The sequence below is a fragment of the Paludibacterium purpuratum genome (assembly GCF_004363805.1).
GTDB classification, from domain to species: Bacteria; Pseudomonadota; Gammaproteobacteria; order Burkholderiales; family Chromobacteriaceae; genus Paludibacterium; species Paludibacterium purpuratum.
Map to the genome: position 1 here is coordinate 43,828 of NZ_SNZP01000006.1, position 16,460 is coordinate 60,287.

Consider the following 16,460-nt stretch of genomic DNA (forward strand, 5'->3'; position numbering starts at 1 on the left):
AACCCTCGGAGAAAATAGCCAGGGTTCATGATGGCCAGATCGGCGCGGCGCGAATAGCAAGCCACCAGGAAAACACCACAACCTTACGCCGTTATAAGCATTTTCCTACTCAGAGACCGTTTTCCGAAGAGACGAACTGCGTCAACTCGGCCAAGGCCGCGCGGCACACTCGCACGGGCAGGATGACGCGCCGAACCGGCTCGCCGGGAGAGAGATGCAACTCTTCCATACATACCTGGGTACAATCGTCATCGCTCGCCTCGGCCTGTAGCACCCCCATACGGTCGAGCTTGAGCGTTTCCTGCTCCAGGCGGAAATAATCCTGCGGATGCGACAGCATATGCGCGACCAATTCCAATAGGCCGGAAAGTTCGGTGACGCTACGCACTTCGCCTAGGCGTTCTTGTGCGCTGCTCTGGCGCCGCAACAGACCTTCTCGATCTTGCGGCAGGGAGTCGTCGGCCGGCATGGCGTCGATCAATACGGCATCGGGGCGAACCAGTGCGGTCAAACGCAAACGGATACGCGTCAACTCGCTTTCCAGATCGCTACGCTCCTTGGCGAGCAACTCCAGCCGGCGGGCGATAACCCGGGTAATGACATCCAGCCCGCGATCTGTGGCCCGCTGGCGCAAGGCATCGATGGACGGGCACGGCATCATCATGCGGTGATGGTCGAAGCTCACCACGATCTGTGCGACATCGCTGCGGATCTCGCCGTCGCGATTCGCCAAGCCGTAGCGCTGCGTGTCGGTGCGCTGCATCAAGAGCAAGGCCAGGGCCTCGTCCCCTTGCGACGGGGTATGAAAGAAATCCTGCAGCGTCTCGCAACGCATCAGCATGGCGAGCAGGCTCGCGGGAGAGGAAAAAAACAGACCTAGGCGCCTATCGAGGGTGAAGGCCAACAGGGACAGTTCCAACGGATCGGGCAAATCGCGAACCAGCGATGCGGCATAATCGCGGCTGATACGAATCCCGGGCAACAACGCCTTGCGAAAACCGGGCAGCAGCGACAACCGGGCATCGGTCGCCGCCACCACGCGGTCGACCGCCTGCTGCTCGGCAGCACTCTGAGCCGACGCGGCACCAAACACCTTGTGAATCAGGGCGCTCAGCATCTGTCATCCCATCCGAAAAGGTCGTCCGGGTTCAAGGCGCGGCAACCGGCCGCGCCACCATGTCAAAACGATTCGTCTTCGCGCAGATAACGCCATTGTCCGGGCGGCAGATTGCCCAGCATCACTTTACCGATGCGCACCCGCTTCAAGCCGGTGACGCGCAAGCCCACCAGCTCGCACATACGACGGATCTGCCGTTTCTTCCCCTGGCGCAAGACGAAGCGCAGTTGATCTTCGTTCTGCCAGCCGACTTGCGCCGGCTGCAGCGCTTCGCCATCCAGTTCCAGGCCATGATTGAGCAACGCCAAACCATCCGGCGCCATCTGGCCGGTGACGCGCACCAGGTATTCTTTTTCCACTAGCGAGTTCTCGCCGATCAGCTGCTTGGCGATCCGGCCATCCTGGGTCAGCACCAGCAAACCCACCGAATCGATGTCCAAGCGGCCGGCCGGCGCCAGCCCCTTCAAATGGGCCGGCGTGAAACGCTGGCGAGCGGTATCGCCCACCCAGCGGCTACTGCCGGTGATCAGCGTCACCGCCGGCGGATAACCCTTCTCCGCTTGGCCGGAAACATAGCCGACCGGCTTGTTGAGCAGAATCGTCACCCGTGCCGACTGGGCGGCGCGCGCGCGCGCATCCACCTCGATCTTCTGATGAGGCAGCACCTTCAACCCAAGCACGGCCACCTCTCCATCGACCTTGACCCACCCTTGCTCAATATAGCTGTCGGCCTCTCGGCGCGAGCAGATGCCCAATTCGGCAAGGCGTTTGGAAAGACGTACCGGTTCCATCTGAACTCCCAACAATAAAGGCGATCTCCGATACCGACGGGATCGCCTTGCTAATTAAACAAGCCGTATTGTAAGAGATTGGCGCCGGGAACAAAACTGCATTAACGAGGAATCGCGCGTAACGAAGCGGCCATGGCCGCGGCCAACTTGTCCAAAGCCCGGTTGTGCGCCGCCACCAGCGCGTCGGCATCCGTTCCGGTCAGCGGCTCGTCCAACGCCAAGGCCCCGCGACCCAGTAGCTGGCCGTTGCTCAATACGCGCCAATCGGCATCGAGCCGCAGTTGCTTGGCATCGGCCGACAGCGCATGAACATCCAGCGTCACCAGCCAGTCGGCGGCATAGGGCGAGGTGGATGGCCAGGCACGCACCTGACGCCAACCTAGATACGCGCCGATCCCTTTCGCCAGCGCCCCGGCCAGCAGCTGCGGCAGCGGTGCGGCCCATTCGGCGCGCGCCATCAGCAACACCCGCCCCGATGGCTCGGTGCGCACGAGCTGCGGCCGATTCAACCAGGCGGGCAACGATACCGGCCCCACTTGCAAAGTCGGCCCGGCCTCCGTGCTCGCTGCCGGCTCTGCGACGGCTGTCTGCAGCCGGTAGTAACGCACCGTCGGCGAAGCGCAAGCCGCCAACAGCAGACAACACACCCCCAAGCGCAAGGCGTTCATGGCGCATCTCCTGGTTTACCGCGAATCAGCGCTTCGGGATGGCGCTGTAGCGTATCGGACAAATTGCGCACGCTCTGCGCCGCCGAAGTCACTTCGCGCGCGGCATCGCGCAGGTCCTGCTGTAGCGGCGCATCCGGGCGTAGCGACTGACGCGCGCTATCCAAGGTCTGCTGCAGGGACTGCAAAGTACTGAGCAGTTGCGGTAGATCCTGGCTACGCACATCGCCCATCAGACCGTCGGCATGGGAAAGGGTGGTATTGAGCGTGCCGAGCGTGCGCCGCGCATCGGCCGATAGCACATCCAACTGCATGCGATCGATGCTATGCGCAATACGCGTCAGGCTCTGCTGCAGCTCGCCCATATCGCCGGGCACACTGGGCAGCACGGTCACGCTGCCGGCGCGGCCAAGCGCGGCGGGGGCCGCTGCCGGGAAGTAGTCGAGCGCCACATACAATTGCCCCGTCAACAAACTCGACGTGCGCAACTGGGCTCGCAGCCCCTTGGCGACGGCACGCGCCACCTGCTCGTCGCTCAACCGGATCGCGGTCGACCGGCCGCCGACCGCCGCCACCAAGCGTCCCGGATAGATCTGTAGACTCACCCGCATTTGCGGATGGCCGATGACCGTGGCGGGATCGAGGGTGATGCCGGACACCTCGCCGATGACGATACCCCGGAAATCCACCGGCGCACCGATCGCCAGGCCGCGCACCGAATCGGCGAAACGCACCTGCATCCGCTTGACGTCGGTCTCGACACGCCGCATTGCCTGGTCATGGTCGCGCGCCAGCACAAAGTTTTGCTCCGGCGATGCCTCTGGCTGATGCTCGTCGCTATCCGGCGTATCGAACGCCACGCCGCCGAGCGCCACCGCGACCAACGATTGCGTGGCCAACTTCACGCCGGCCGCGTCGACGCTGACATCGATGCCACTGGCGTGCCAGAAGCGGCTCGTGGCGGTGACGTAACGGTCATAGGGCTGATTGACGAACACGGCGACGGCCACACTCTGTCCATCCGCGGACAAGCGATAACCGACCACCTGCCCCACCGGCACCCGTCGATACAGCACCGGCGAGCCGACCTCGAGCGACCCCAGGTCCTCGGCGAGCAAGGTGAACTGACGCCCCGGGCGGTCGCCACTGACAATGGGCGCCTCGTCGAGCGCGGTAAAGGTATCGCTGGTCTGGCTCGCACGACCGACATCCATGGCGATGTAGGAACCGGATAACAAGGTATCCAACCCCGACACCGTACCGCCGCTGATGCGTGGCCTCACCACCCAGAAACGGCTATCGGCCACCAAGTAGGGGATGGCGTCGCGAACCAACCTGGCGCGAACCAGGATATGGCGACGATCCGGACTCAAGGTCACCGCCGTCACTTCGCCGATATCCACGTCCTTGTACTTGATGCGGGTCTTGCCGGCCTCAAGCCCCTGGCCGGAGGAAAAAGCGATGGTGATCGTCGGCCCGCGCGACAAGACCGTCGTCACAACCAGCCAGCCGCCGATCAGCGCCGTCAGCAATGGCACCAGCCACACCAGCGAGGGATTCAGACGTCGTTGCGGCAACACCTTGGCCGCAGGCAGCGTATCGTGCGACGAGGGATCGGGCTCAGTCATGAACGGTTTCCTTGACGGAATCCCAGATCAACCTGGGATCGAAAGCGTGGGCAGCCAGCATGGTCAGCACCACCACAGCCGCAAAAGCCAGCGCCCCGGGGCCTGCCTGAATGGTCGCCAAACCGCGCAACTGCACCAGGGCGACCAGCAGCGCCACCACGTAAATATCGAGCATCGACCACGGCCCGATGGTTTCCAGTAGACGATACAGCCGGGTGCGCTGCAGCGGCGCCCAGCGCCAATGAAAATGAACCGACAGAAGTAAGAAGCTCAAACTCAGGATCTTCAGCAGCGGCACCAGGATGCTGGCGACGAACACCACCACCGCCAACGGCCACGATCCGGCGCCCCACAAATACACCACCCCGCTGAGGATGGTGTCGTCCTGACGGCCGAACAGCGTGCGGGTTTCCATGATCGGTAAGACATTGGCCGGGATGTAGCACAGCACGGCGGCAATGAGCCAAGCCCAGGCTCGACTCAAACTAGCGTGCTTGCGCGCAAAGAGATGTGTGCCGCAGCATGGGCAAGCCAGCGCCTCGGCCGAGGTATATCGCACCGTCTGGCCGCAGACCGGGCAAGACAGTAGATGCAGCGTCGCACCCGCTAATCGGTTTTCAGTGTGCGGTAGCACGCCCAAAGCTCCCGGGAATCGAATTGGCTGGCGTTGAGCGCCAGCAGCAGAATCAACGCGCCAAACGCCCACAGACCGGCGCCGATCACGATGTCGGCCAAGTGGGCCAGCTTCACCAGCGCCACCAGCACCCCCATCAGGAACACTTCAGCCATGCCCCAGGGCTGCAGATAGTGCAGCAGGCGCAAGATGCGGTCGAAACCGAGCGGAACCCGATCCCACAGCAAGGGAAACATCAGATAGCCGAGCACCAGGAGTTCCAACAACGGAATCAACATGGCCGTGCCGACCACCAGCACCGCCACCGGCTGCATGTCTTGACGCCATAACGCCAGCGCGGCGCCGAACAAGGTGGTTGCGGTACGAGAGCCTTGCGCGCTCATGGAGACCAAGGGGAATCCGTTGGCCAGGCAAAACACCAGCAAGCCGGCCAGCACCAGCGCGCAACGCGCCTGCAGCCCCATGCCAGCCCCGCGATGCAGCATGGCGCCACAGCGCACACACTGGGCGCGCTGCCCGATGGCCAACCGATCGCAGCGCTGCACCAGATCGCAATCGTGACAAACCACCACCGTCGTCGATGCCCTGTCGTTCATGCCCCCCCCGCTCAATAGCTTGTAGGAGCAGCCGTAGGGTGCGTTCGCGAAGCAACGCACCAACCGCGCCAGGCGGGTTGCCTTCGGCGACCCCACCCTACCCCTGCCGGTCAGTTTTGCGCTTCGCGCACATCCGTCGGGGTTAACGTCGCCTGGCTGCCCTCGTCTCGATTCCACTCGCCGGACAGGCTCCAACGTTTGTCCGGCGCGCTCAGGGTCACATCCCAGCGGGTCGCGCTGCTGGGCGTCAGTACGCCGCTGTAATGCCCGGGTGTACCGGCCACCAGGTTGACACGCTGATCCAGGCTGACGATGGTCGGGTGCGACAACTGTAGCGACAACGCCGGCGGCAGCGGCTCGGCGCCGCGCTGCGACAGGGTCAGCGTCACTTGGCCGCCCTGGATGGTCAACTGACCGGCGAGCCCCATCTGCTCGGCCTGGCGGCCGGCAGTGATCACGGTATTGATCGACTGACCGGCAGCATAGTACTGCTCCTGCACCATCGGATCGGCGCCATGGGCAGCGATGTAGGCGAAATAGCTGCCAACGCATACCGAGGCCAAGGGAATCGAAATCAGTAGCCATGGCCAGCGTTGCCGGTACCAGGGCGCCATTTGTCGAGATGAGGAATTGGTTTTCATGTTTTCTCCGCCTGCAACAATCTGCGTCCGATTATCCGTCATATCACCACGGCATGAAAGACTATATCACCAAGTATAGAATGGCCTGGATACCGCCTATCAGAGATAATCCATCAGTCGGTAATACAGCATGCCCAACGCTAGAAGCGGTGTGCGCAACGACTGCCCACCCGGGAAAGGGTGATGGCGCAGCCGTGAAAACAACTCGAAGCGTGAGCTTTCCTGGGCGATCGCCTCGGCCAACATCTTGCCGGCGATGCCGGTGATGTTGACGCCGTGACCGGAAAAACCCTGCAGATAGTAGATCGACTTGTCCAAGCGGCCGAAGTCCGGCGCCCGGTTCATGGTGATGTCGACAAAGCCGCCCCAGGCATACTCGACGCGCGCGTCGGCCAATTGCGGGAACACGCGCAACATGTCGAGCCGCATCGCTTGCGCCAGTCGACGCGGCTCGCGACCGGTATAGCTGACTTTACCGCCGAACAGCATGCGGTGGTCGGCCGACAGGCGATAGTAGTCCAGCACGAAATTGCTGTCGCATAGCGCCAAGTTGTTGGCGATCAACCCGCGTGCGCGCGTTTGGCCCAGCGATTCCGTGGCGATCACATAAGTGCCGACCGGCATGATGCGCGCGGCAAGTTCCGGCGCCAATTGGCCGACGAACACATTGCAAGCCAATACCAGCGACTGACAGGCGACCGTACCGCTGGCCGTGACCGCCCGTGGCGACGGTTCGCGCTCGATCGACAATACCGGCGTATTCTCGAAAATCGTTACACCGGCCTCTTCCGCGGCTCGGGCCAGGCCCAGCGTGTAATTCAGCGGATGCAGGTGGCCGGCGAGCGGATCGTACAGCCCACCCTGGTAACGTTCGCTGGCCACCTCGTCGCTCAAACGTGCGCGATCCCATAATTGATAGTGGCCGTAGCCGTAACGCGACTGGGCTTCCTGCTGCCAGGCGGCCAGGTCGCGCAGATGGCGCGGTTTGACGGCCACCGTGCAATAACCGCGCGTCCAGTCGCATTCGATGGCATGGCGGCGTACCCGCTCGTCGACGATCTCTACCGCCTCGACCGACATATCCCAGAAAGCGCGGGCATATTCGTCGCCCGCCTCGCGCCGCAAGGTATCCATGTCGCAGGCAAAACCGCTGATCACCTGCCCGCCGTTACGGCCCGAAGCCGCGAAGCCGATGCTCGAAGCCTCCAACAATCCCACCTTGAAACCGCACTCGGCCAGATTCAACGCGGTCGACAACCCGGCCAACCCACCGCCGACCACGCAGACGTCGAAATGGGCATCGCCATCCAGCGCCGGTCGCGGCTGTCTGGGGGTCGCCGTGGCGGCATAGTAGGACGCAACATGAGGCTGGCGGGCGCACTGGAGCATAAAGGCCTTTCGGATGGCGCGGTGATGTGTCTAAAAAGATTAGCGCATGCTTAATATTTTTGACAATAGCATGAGAAATTCATCGCGCCGCCAGCGACCGATTTGCCAAAGTGCCGTCACAGGCTCAAACTGACGGTCTGCCGTCAGAAAATTCTGTCACCCATGCTTGTCCCACTGATCGTCGCTTGCGCCATGTTGATGGAAAACATGGACGCCACCGTTATTACCACCTCCCTGCCCGCCATTGCCCATGAACTCGGCTATAGCCCGGTCATCCTGAAACTAGCGCTGACCGCCTATGTCGCCGGGCTGGGGATTTTCATTCCGGCCAGCGGCTGGATGGCCGACCGGTTCGGCGCGCGACGTGTCTTCAGCGCGGCCATCGTGGTGTTCATGGCCGGTTCGCTCGGCTGTGCACTTTCGCAATCGTTGGCGGGGTTCGTCCTGGCGCGCTTCGTGCAGGGTATCGGTGGCGCCATGATGGTGCCGGTGGGGCGCATCGTGATTTTCCGCACCATTCCGAAGTCCGAGCTGATCCGCGCCATCGGCTATCTGACCATTCCGGCGCTGCTCGGCCCGGTGATCGGACCGCCGATCGGCGGTTTCATCACCACCTACTTCGATTGGCGCTGGATTTTTTTGATCAACGTACCGATCAGCGCCGTCGGTCTGTGGCTATCGAGCCGCTACCTGCAACACTGGCGCGACGACCACTGCCCGCCGCTCGACTGGCCGGGCTTTCTGCTATCGGGGATCGGCAGCGCGATGGCGATGCTGGGCCTCGCCCTGGTCGGCAGCGGCCTGTTACCCGCGGCATGGATCTGGCTGCTGTGCCTACTCGGCGCGGTGTTGCTCTACGCCTACTGGCGCCACGCGGCCAACACGGATCAGCCCTTGCTCGATCTGAATCTGCTGCGTCTCCCCACCTTGCGCGCCAGCGTGCTCGGCGGTTCGTTCTTTCGGCTCGGGCTGGGTGCCACGCCGTTCCTGCTCCCGCTGTCGCTGCAGGTCGGCATGGGGCATAGCGCCTTCGTCGCCGGCCTGGTCACCTGCGCCTCCGCCATCGGGGCCATCACCATGAAGACCATCGCCGCGCCACTGCTACAGCGCTTCGGTTACCGCCGGGTCATGCTGGTCAACGCCTGTCTGTGCGGTTTGGTGCTGGCCGGCTACGGCCTATTCGGCCCGACGACGCCGCTGTGGCTGATGATGGCGGTGGTTTTGTTCGGCGGCCTGTTCCCCTCGCTGCAGTTCACCTGCTTGAACACCATCATCTACGCCGACATCACCGATCAGGACATCAGCAAGGTCACAAGCCTGGCCAGCGTCGTGCAACAGCTGTCGCTCGGCCTGGGCGTCACCATCGCCGGCCTGGCGGTGGAGGCCAGCCGTCGACTGCAGGGCCATACCGGCCTACACAGCGACGACTTCTGGCCGGCGTTCGCCCTCATCGGCCTGTTCTCCATCCTCTCGGTGCTGCCGACCCGGCAACTGCCGGCACAAGCCGGGCAAACCCTGACCGCGCAGCCGGAGCAGGCCTAGCCCCGCCTCGATCAGTCGATTCGGTCGATCGCCATTCCCGGCGAGCGCCGTTCGACGAACAAACTGCTGCCGCTTTGCTTCTTGGCCATTTTCTTGGCCTCGGCGGCGGCGGCGGCGATTTCCACATGGCTGCGATATTGTCCTGGTTGGACCTTGAGCACCCCGACCGACAGCGAAGTCAGCGGAAAGAAAGTCATCTCGCCGCGGCGATCCGCCAAGCGGAAGCCCTGCTCGCCAAGATGCTCGGGGGAAAAATAGTACGGTACGGCCTGATCGAAGGCAGACAAGACTTTTTTCAAGCGCGGCTCCCAGTCCGCGCACTGCATCAGCGCGACGAAGTCGTCGCCGCCTACATGCCCGACGAAGTCGACCGATTCATCGACTTCCTCGCTCAGAATATTGGCCACCAGCTCGATCAACTCGTCGCCTGCGGCATAACCGTACAAATCGTTGAAGGGCTTGAAGTAATCCAGGTCGGCATAGGCCACCACAAACGGCTGGCCGGACTCGATCAGACGGTCGATCGCCTCGTTGATCGGCACATTGCCCGGCAGCCCGGTGAGCGGATTGGCATAGCGCGCGGCGCTGATCTGCAATTCGGTGATCTTACGCATCAGATCGTAGCAGGTGCCCATGCCGAGATAGCTGCCCTCCTCGGTCAAGATGAAGCCATCGGCCAGATAGTCCTTGCCGGCAGCCAGCACCAGCGAGGACAAGGTGGTGATATCGGTATCGGCGGCAGCGATCAGCGGATGCTTCTCCATCATCACCGCGCAGCTTTTCTTGCCGTAGAGCTCGCGATTGAACGGTCGGGCGAAGCTTTCCAGGAAATGATGGCGCCGCAATAGCCCGATCGGCCGGCCCTGCTCCAGGACCGGAATGGCGAAACAGTCCTGATCTTCGGCGAAAATGCGGTAGGCGGTTTCGTTGATGTCGACGCTGTTGAGCGGCGCCACCTCGACCAGCAGATCGCGCGCCACGATCTGGCGGCTGCTGGCGCGCTGACGCTCGCCGCTCCAGACGATACCGCCGATCGAGTGCTGCATCTGCGTACTCGGCTCGCGCGCCGGCCGGGCGATCAGATAACCCTGGCCGTATTTGACGCCCAGGTTGCGGAGTAAACGCAACTCGGCGGCCGATTCGATCCCCTCGGCGATCAACAATGTGCCGGCTTGGCGTGCCATGTCGACCATCGATCGCACGAACTGCTCCTTGAACGGATCGCGCTGGATGTTCTGCACAAAATGCTTGTCCAGCTTGACGAAATCCGGACGCAGCTCCGACCAGAGCCGCAAGTTGGAGTAACCCTCGCCCAGGTCGTCCAGCGCAATATGAAAGCCATTGCGACGGTAGTAATCGACCGCCTCGCGCAATGCCCTATAGCTGGCGAACGGCAAGGTTTCGGTCAGTTCGATGACGATGCGCTCAGGCTCGAGGCCTATCTGCTTCAGGTAATTCAGGGTATGGCCGGGGCGATGTTCCGGCGACAGCAGCGACTCGGGATTGACGTTGAGAAACAGCCGCGCCGGCAGCGCCAACTCGGCAAAACGTTCCATGGTGACGCGGCGACAGCAATGGTCGAGCTGTACCGCGCGGCCGCACTGCGCCGCTTGCTGAAACAGAGGGGTCGGCAGATGCAGGGGACTTTGCGCCGGGCCGCGAATCAGCCCCTCGTACCCCAGTGTCACACCGCTGTGCAAATCGACAATCGGTTGATAAACAGGAAACAAGCGCCGCTCTCGAATGATGCCGTCGAGCTCGTCGCAGTTGACGCTCAATTCTAGCGTCGTGTTCCCTTCCCCGGTTAATGACATATCCATCAAGACCTGGCCATAAAGAGACTGGGATCAGACTTTATGCCCACAAGATGACACTACAGTTACATGTCTTGATCGCTACCGCCCCTTTGTTGTACAGATGCGGCACACAGCAAGAAAAATGACATTTGCAGTGGCTATAGTTATCCTTCACCAAGACGGAATGGCAACCAATCCATTGGCCAGGGAGGTACGATGCCGCGCATCCAGGTGAATAACAGTTCGATTTATTACGAGTGGAGTGGCCGCGGCGACAAGACGCTGGTTTTATTCAACGGCATCACCATGTCCACCGTGGCATGGACCTTCATGTTGCCGGTGCTGGAAGCCCATTACCGCCTGCTGCGCCTGGATTTTCTCGGTCAGGGAGAAAGCGGCAAACCGCCCGAAACGATTTACTCGCTGGCCGATCAAGCTGAAATCGCATTGGCCGTCATGGACGAGCTAAGTATTGAAACTTGCTATCTAGTTGGCTTGTCTTATGGAGGCATGGTGGCGCAGCACTTTGCCCGTCGCTACCCCTCGCGCATCGAGAAACTACTGTTGGCATCCACACTGGCCTGGTCGGATTCCGTCAACGCCGCCATGTGCGACAGCTGGATCGCGGCGCATGATGCCGGCGGCTTCGATCTCGGCTACCAAATCAGCATCCCCTGGCTGTTCTCCAGCCATTTCCTGGCGTCGCAGGCCGCCATACTGCCGGAGCTCAAGCGCATCGCGGCGCTCGCCGACTGGCCGAGCGTCGTTCGCTTGCTGGCGGGCGTCAAACAGCACGATGCCCGCACTTGGCTGGATACTTTGCAAGTACCGACCCATATCATCGTCGGCACCGAGGATCGTCTGACACCGCGCTACCAAGCGGAACTGCTGCATGAGCGCATCACCGGCTCGACGCTCGCGCTACTCTCCGGCGCGGGCCATGTTCTGCATCTGGAGGCGCCCGAGGCATTTTGCCGCGCCATTACCGGCTTTTGCCCACCCTAACAAGAGAAAACAACGAGACCATGAGCCAATCCATTTTGCTGAGCGTCGACCCGCGTGGCGTCGCCACTCTCACGCTAAACCGGCCGGAGTGCCATAACGCCATCGATCACGACTGCGCAAATCTGCTGACCGCTCATCTGCAGACGCTGGCGGAAGATGACGAAATTCGCGTGGTGATTCTGACGGGCAGCGGTATCAGTTTTTCCGCCGGGCACGACATTGCCGCCATGCGCCGTTTGGCCGAAGCGGACGAAAGCGATATGCGCGCAATCGTGCAAGAGTACGCTCAGCTACTCGACACCCTCGACCGCTACGACAAACCGACCATCGCCCGAGTCCAGGGCGCCGCCTTCGGCTTCGGCATCGGCCTGATCGCCTGCTGCGATTTCGCCATCGGCGTCACCGATGCGCTGTTCGGCTTCTCCGAGGTCCGCCAGGGCGTCACCATCGGCGTGGCCATGCCCTACATCGTCCGTGCGATCGGCGAGCGCGCCGCACGCCGCTACATGATCGGCAGCGAGCGTTTCAATGCCGGCAAGGCGAAGCGCCTGGGCCTACTGCATCAAGATGTCGGCGCCACGCTACTCGATAGCAGCATCGAACAACTGACGCGCCAACTACTGCTCAACGGCCCGCAGGCGATGCGCGAGACCAAGCGCCTGATTGGCGAGCTCGAACACCGGCGGATCGACGAAACGCTGATGGCGCACATGGTGGAAAATTCGCTGCGGATTCGCACCAGCGCGGAAGGACGGGAAGGCGTGCTCGCGTTCATCGAGCACCGGGCGCCAGACTGGGTTCGGTAACCAATGCGGGGTGCAACGCCAGAGGCGTCGCACCTTATTGGATGTAGTTGAACAGCGACAGCTGCGTCACCTTGGTATAGGTCAGTTGGCTGTACTGCAACGAGGTCTGCGCCATGGTGAAGTCGCTGATCGCCTTGGGCAGGTCGAGACTCTGCAGATTACCGATGGCATCCTGGTACTGCACGCTCAAGCCCTGATTGGAGCTCAAGGTGTTGTTGTTCTCTTGCTCGGCGGCCCCGACCGAAGCCTGAGTCGTCAGAATCTGCTGCTGAGCGTTGTCCAGGCTCGACATGACCGCGTTGAGCTGGGTCTGGTAAGTGGCGGGTTTCGGGTTCTGCCCCAACAGCGTACTGAACGTCTGCACCGCGTTGAGCAAGGCGGCGGGGTCGGCCGCATTGCCGAACGCCTGCGAGCCGTCTAGCGATACCGGCAGCGAGCGGGTATCGGTGATCTGCACCTGACGTTGCCCCGAGTCGCCGTTGTAGACGTATTGCGTCCCGTTGAAGGAAAACGGCACATTGTTGATCTTGTTGCCGCCCATCAGATAGTCGCCACGGCCATCGGTGGCGTTGCCGTAATTGAGCAACTCGTTCAGATCCTGGTTCACCTGCTGCTGCATCATCTGCAACTGCGGCGCCGACAGCGTGCCGTTGCCGGCCTGCACCACCAGCGACTTCATGCTGGCAAGCAGATTGGCGGTGTTGCCCAGTGCGGTGTCGACCAACCCAAGCTGCGACTTGACGTTCTGGCTATTGCTGACGAATTGGGTATTGCGTCCGCTCGACTGGCTGATCTGCAGAATCTGCGTGGCGGCAACCGGGTCGTCGGACGGCTTGTTGACCCGCTGCTGCGTATCGAGCTGCTCCTGCAGACTCTGGATGGACTGCTGCAGGTTATCGATATCGAAAGTGCCGGTGGCGTACTTGGAATAGCTACTGATCTGCATGATTCATATCCTTCTATCCGTCAGCTCATCTGCAGGATTTGCTGGAACAGCGTTTGCGCAACGCTGATCACCTTGCTCGACGCCTGATAGGCTTGTTGGTAGCGGATCAGATCCGCCGCTTCCTGGTCGAGATTGACGCCGGAAAAATTCGATTTGGCCACCGTGGTCTGCTGCAGACTGGTGTCCGCCGCAGCCCCCGCCGACTTGGCGGTATTGGTATTGTTGCCGACGATACTGGTCGCCGAGGCGTAGGCGTCCTGGAACGACTGCAGCCCGGTGGTGGTGCCGTTTCGGTTCGGGTCGACCACCGCCTTGGTCTGCAGGTTCTGCATCTGGTACAAGTTGCTGTTGTCGCCGGTGCCCATGGTCGCCGCGGTGTTCGGCGTAATGGTGAACGTGGCGCTGTTCGGCATCTGGGCCGACAAGGTGAAGGCGATGCCCGCATCGGCCCCGGCCAGCGTCTGCAGCTTGTAACCGTTCTGCCGGGTCGGATCGACCACCACGTTGTAGTTGGTGGTCGCCGCGCCATTGGTCAGCACTGCGGTGATCGTCCCGCCCGCATTCGAGCTGACCTGGATATTGGTGAAGTTCAGCGACGGGTGGGTGCTGGCTTGCGGCGCGCCGGCAGGGGTCGCCGCCGTCCAGCCGTAGGAGGCCGGCAAGGTCGGCGACACGCTGGTCACGCCGATACCGGTATTCGAGCCCGCGCTGGCCCCCGCGGTGTAGGTCATGGTACCGGGTTTCATGTCCGACGCCGCGGCAATCAAGCGCGGGTCGCCCGTCAGCAACTGCAGGTTGGCGATGGCATTCTCGGGATGGCCGGCATAGCCGCTCAGGTCGGTGAACATATTGGTGCCGGCGTTGCCGTTCAAATCCAGACCCAGCTTCGACTGATAGTTCATCGAGGTGGTGAAGTCGATGGCGATGTTGCCGAGCGTCTGCTTCGTTTGCAGCAGCGTATTGTCGCGGAAGTTGAGCAAACCGCCGAGCGAGCCGCCGGAGAACAGGAAATCCGGCATGACCGTCACCGTGCCGTTTGGATTCGGCTGTGTGATATCGACGTTGGCCGGATTGGTGGCATTGGGCTGGGTCGACAGCGGCAGGGTGTTAAAGCCCTGCACCAGCGTCTGGCCGTTGCCGATGAAAACATCGTAGGCGCCGTTCGATTCCTGCACATAGGTCGCACCGACCAGCTTATTCAGGTCGCTCATCGCCTGATCGCGCTTGTCGAGCAAATCGTTCGGCTGGTTGGAGGCCCCGGCCGGCGCGAGGCCGGAGATTTGCTTGTTCAGGTTGGCGATGGTGCCGGCCAAGGTGTTGATCTGCCCCACCGCCGAAACGATCTGGGTGTTGGTGCCCTGTTGGATCTGAGTCAGACGGCTGTCGATCGACTGGAATTGCGACACCAGCGCCTGGGCGCTGGCCAGCACGTTCTGGCGGCTCGGCACCGACGCCGGATTCTGCGACAAGGTCTGCAGACTAGTGAAGTAGTTCTGCAGACTGGGGCTCAGGCCGGCGGAGGTATTGGCCATGATGTTGTCGATCTGGTTGAGCTGGGTGAGCTGGGCCGAGTAGTAGCTGCTGCTCGACTGCGCCGTCAACACTTGGTCGCTCAAATACTTATTGTACTGGCGGGTAATCGAATCGACGGATACGCCCATGCCGACGAAATTGGAGCCGAGATTCTGCGGCACCAGCGCGGACTGCTGCACCGTCTGGCGCGTATAGCCCGTGGTGTTGGCATTCGAGATGTTATGGCTCACGGTGGCGAGCGCCACGTTCGCGGCATTCAACCCTGTCACGCCAATGCTGAAAATATCCGCCATGGTAATCCTCCAAGAATCTTATCGACCCGATTCGCCCGAGCTTGAGTCGCGGCGAGCGTTTAGGCCTGCGTCATGTACTGCGCCAAAGACGACATGACATCCACCAATTTGTGCGCATAACGCGGGTCGGTGGCGTAACCGCCATTCTGCAATCCCTGGGCATAGCCCTGGATGTTCCGCCCCTGGTTAAGCACGTTGCGGTAACGAGGCGACGTACTCAGCACATTGGCGTAATCGGAAAAAGCTTCGCCGTACGAACCGTAAGCGCGGAAGGTATCGACCTTTTTCTGCGCCACACCATTCACATATTCCGTCGTCACAATATTGGTCGTCGCACCGCGCCAATCGCTACCGGCCTTGATGCCGAACAGATTGTGGCTATCGCTGCCGTCGGCATTCTTGATACTGCGCTTGCCCCAACCGCTCTCCAGCGCCGCGTGCGCCACCAAGAGTTCGGGCGCCACGCCCAGCCGGGCGGCCGCTGTCGATGCCTGCGGCAGCAAGGCGCGCGCAAAGCCGCTGGCGCCAACGGCACTCGGCGAACTCGTGTCGACGGCGCCTGTCGCCGCCGGCTTGGTCGCCGCTTGCTGTGCCGACTGCACTTGCGCCAATGCCGCCCGATAGGCTGCCAGCGCACGAGCGGGCAGCGGCGTGCCACCCACGACCTGCGACGTCGGCTGTACGCCCTGGCCATCGTCGTCCAGGTGCGCCAAGCGGCCGATCTGCTGCTCCAACACCTTGGTCAACCCCAGCCCCTGGCCCGAAGTCATCGACTGCACCATCTGCTGATCCAACAACCCGCGGAACGTTTGCATCTCGTTGCTCTGGTCATCGTCGCTGAAATGCGTTTCGCGCATGCCCTTGAGCAGGTTGTCCAGGAACATGGCCTCGAACTGCTGCGCCACTTCATGCACGGCCGCCTTCGGATCCTTGCCGATCTTGGCCGAGATGTTGGACAGCGCCTGCGGATCCGCCGCCAGCGTCTGCGCCATCGTGTTGTCAGATAAGTTCGAAATGCCCATGCATCCTCCCACCGGAGTTATAGCAAGTTGCATGCCAGAAAATGAAACGGCCCGAA

The 16,460-nt window shown here is 62.0% G+C and carries 15 protein-coding genes; 3 read left to right on the forward strand and 12 right to left on the reverse strand.

Annotated elements, in window-relative coordinates:
- Positions 1-109 precede the first annotated feature (109 nt).
- The 8 genes from DFP86_RS08375 to DFP86_RS08410 all read right to left on the reverse strand — a co-directional run bounded on the left by DFP86_RS08375 (position 110) and on the right by DFP86_RS08410 (position 7,461).
- Positions 110-1,117, reverse strand: coding sequence for a hypothetical protein (locus tag DFP86_RS08375; RefSeq protein WP_133680100.1), 1,008 nt, complete (start codon positions 1,115-1,117; stop codon positions 110-112).
- 62 nt (positions 1,118-1,179) lie between these two features.
- Positions 1,180-1,908 (reverse strand): pseudouridine synthase, encoded by a 729-nt coding sequence (locus tag DFP86_RS08380; protein WP_133680102.1) that lies wholly within the window; start codon positions 1,906-1,908, stop codon positions 1,180-1,182.
- 101 nt (positions 1,909-2,009) lie between these two features.
- The gene (locus tag DFP86_RS08385; protein ID WP_133680104.1) at positions 2,010-2,576 is read right to left on the reverse strand and encodes a PqiC family protein; all 567 of its coding nucleotides are present in this window, start codon (positions 2,574-2,576) and stop codon (positions 2,010-2,012) included.
- Entirely contained in the window at positions 2,573-4,201 is a 1,629-nt protein-coding gene (locus DFP86_RS08390) for a PqiB family protein (RefSeq protein WP_133680106.1), read from the reverse strand. Before DFP86_RS08390 ends, DFP86_RS08385 begins: the two co-directional genes overlap by 4 nt.
- Complete coding sequence (locus DFP86_RS08395; protein WP_243729342.1) at positions 4,194-4,835, reverse strand: paraquat-inducible protein A; 642 nt, start codon at positions 4,833-4,835, stop codon at positions 4,194-4,196. Before DFP86_RS08395 ends, DFP86_RS08390 begins: the two co-directional genes overlap by 8 nt.
- Complete coding sequence (locus DFP86_RS08400; protein WP_133680108.1) at positions 4,808-5,431, reverse strand: paraquat-inducible protein A; 624 nt, start codon at positions 5,429-5,431, stop codon at positions 4,808-4,810. Before DFP86_RS08400 ends, DFP86_RS08395 begins: the two co-directional genes overlap by 28 nt.
- A 110-nt stretch (positions 5,432-5,541) precedes the next feature.
- The gene (locus DFP86_RS08405; protein ID WP_166642197.1) at positions 5,542-6,072 is read right to left on the reverse strand and encodes a FixH family protein; all 531 of its coding nucleotides are present in this window, start codon (positions 6,070-6,072) and stop codon (positions 5,542-5,544) included.
- Between the two features lie 99 nt (positions 6,073-6,171).
- On the reverse strand, positions 6,172-7,461 hold the full coding sequence (locus DFP86_RS08410) for an NAD(P)/FAD-dependent oxidoreductase (protein WP_133680112.1): 1,290 nt from the start codon (positions 7,459-7,461) through the stop codon (positions 6,172-6,174).
- 162 nt (positions 7,462-7,623) lie between these two features.
- Here DFP86_RS08410 and DFP86_RS08415 point away from each other — a divergent pair, with 162 nt between their 5' ends.
- Positions 7,624-9,003 (forward strand): MFS transporter, encoded by a 1,380-nt coding sequence (locus DFP86_RS08415; protein WP_133680114.1) that lies wholly within the window; start codon positions 7,624-7,626, stop codon positions 9,001-9,003.
- 11 nt (positions 9,004-9,014) lie between these two features.
- Here the strand turns inward: DFP86_RS08415 and DFP86_RS08420 are convergent, their stop codons facing one another.
- A complete protein-coding gene (locus tag DFP86_RS08420; RefSeq protein WP_243729343.1) occupies positions 9,015-10,823 on the reverse strand; it encodes a GGDEF domain-containing protein in 1,809 nt (602 codons plus the stop codon).
- A gap of 192 nt (positions 10,824-11,015) precedes the next feature.
- Here DFP86_RS08420 and DFP86_RS08425 point away from each other — a divergent pair, with 192 nt between their 5' ends.
- Both DFP86_RS08425 and DFP86_RS08430 read left to right on the forward strand, forming a co-directional pair.
- Positions 11,016-11,804: an alpha/beta fold hydrolase gene (locus tag DFP86_RS08425; protein WP_133680116.1), complete on the forward strand. Its 789-nt coding sequence runs from the start codon at positions 11,016-11,018 to the stop codon at positions 11,802-11,804.
- Positions 11,805-11,824: 20 nt separating this feature from the next.
- Positions 11,825-12,610, forward strand: a complete 786-nt coding sequence (locus DFP86_RS08430; RefSeq protein ID WP_133680118.1) for an enoyl-CoA hydratase-related protein — start codon at positions 11,825-11,827, stop codon at positions 12,608-12,610.
- A gap of 34 nt (positions 12,611-12,644) precedes the next feature.
- Here DFP86_RS08430 and flgL read toward each other — a convergent pair whose 3' ends face one another.
- Genes flgL through flgJ form a run of 3 tightly spaced genes read right to left on the reverse strand, consistent with a single transcriptional unit; the run spans position 12,645 to position 16,404 of the window.
- Positions 12,645-13,556 (reverse strand): flagellar hook-associated protein FlgL, encoded by a 912-nt coding sequence (gene flgL / locus DFP86_RS08435; protein ID WP_133680120.1) that lies wholly within the window; start codon positions 13,554-13,556, stop codon positions 12,645-12,647.
- Positions 13,557-13,576: 20 nt separating this feature from the next.
- The gene (gene flgK / locus DFP86_RS08440; protein ID WP_133680122.1) at positions 13,577-15,382 is read right to left on the reverse strand and encodes a flagellar hook-associated protein FlgK; all 1,806 of its coding nucleotides are present in this window, start codon (positions 15,380-15,382) and stop codon (positions 13,577-13,579) included.
- A 59-nt stretch (positions 15,383-15,441) separates the two neighbouring features.
- Entirely contained in the window at positions 15,442-16,404 is a 963-nt protein-coding gene (gene flgJ, locus DFP86_RS08445; RefSeq protein WP_133680124.1) for a flagellar assembly peptidoglycan hydrolase FlgJ, read from the reverse strand.
- Positions 16,405-16,460 lie beyond the last annotated feature (56 nt).

What these genes read in the sequence shown, in the direction of transcription:
- DFP86_RS08375 (WP_133680100.1), bottom strand. Translation starts at nt 1,117, where the DNA reads ATGCTGAGCGCCCTGATTCACAAGGTGTTTGGTGCCGCGTCGGCTCAG.
- DFP86_RS08380 (WP_133680102.1), bottom strand. Translation starts at nt 1,908, where the DNA reads ATGGAACCGGTACGTCTTTCCAAACGCCTTGCCGAATTGGGCATCTGC.
- DFP86_RS08385 (WP_133680104.1), bottom strand. Translation starts at nt 2,576, where the DNA reads ATGAACGCCTTGCGCTTGGGGGTGTGTTGTCTGCTGTTGGCGGCTTGC.
- DFP86_RS08390 (WP_133680106.1), bottom strand. Translation starts at nt 4,201, where the DNA reads ATGACTGAGCCCGATCCCTCGTCGCACGATACGCTGCCTGCGGCCAAG.
- DFP86_RS08400 (WP_133680108.1), bottom strand. Translation starts at nt 5,431, where the DNA reads ATGAACGACAGGGCATCGACGACGGTGGTGGTTTGTCACGATTGCGAT.
- DFP86_RS08405 (WP_166642197.1), bottom strand. Translation starts at nt 6,072, where the DNA reads ATGAAAACCAATTCCTCATCTCGACAAATGGCGCCCTGGTACCGGCAA.
- DFP86_RS08410 (WP_133680112.1), bottom strand. Translation starts at nt 7,461, where the DNA reads ATGCTCCAGTGCGCCCGCCAGCCTCATGTTGCGTCCTACTATGCCGCC.
- DFP86_RS08415 (WP_133680114.1), top strand. Translation starts at nt 7,624, where the DNA reads ATGCTTGTCCCACTGATCGTCGCTTGCGCCATGTTGATGGAAAACATG.
- DFP86_RS08420 (WP_243729343.1), bottom strand. Translation starts at nt 10,823, where the DNA reads ATGGATATGTCATTAACCGGGGAAGGGAACACGACGCTAGAATTGAGC.
- DFP86_RS08425 (WP_133680116.1), top strand. Translation starts at nt 11,016, where the DNA reads ATGCCGCGCATCCAGGTGAATAACAGTTCGATTTATTACGAGTGGAGT.
- DFP86_RS08430 (WP_133680118.1), top strand. Translation starts at nt 11,825, where the DNA reads ATGAGCCAATCCATTTTGCTGAGCGTCGACCCGCGTGGCGTCGCCACT.
- flgL (WP_133680120.1), bottom strand. Translation starts at nt 13,556, where the DNA reads ATGCAGATCAGTAGCTATTCCAAGTACGCCACCGGCACTTTCGATATC.
- flgK (WP_133680122.1), bottom strand. Translation starts at nt 15,382, where the DNA reads ATGGCGGATATTTTCAGCATTGGCGTGACAGGGTTGAATGCCGCGAAC.
- flgJ (WP_133680124.1), bottom strand. Translation starts at nt 16,404, where the DNA reads ATGGGCATTTCGAACTTATCTGACAACACGATGGCGCAGACGCTGGCG.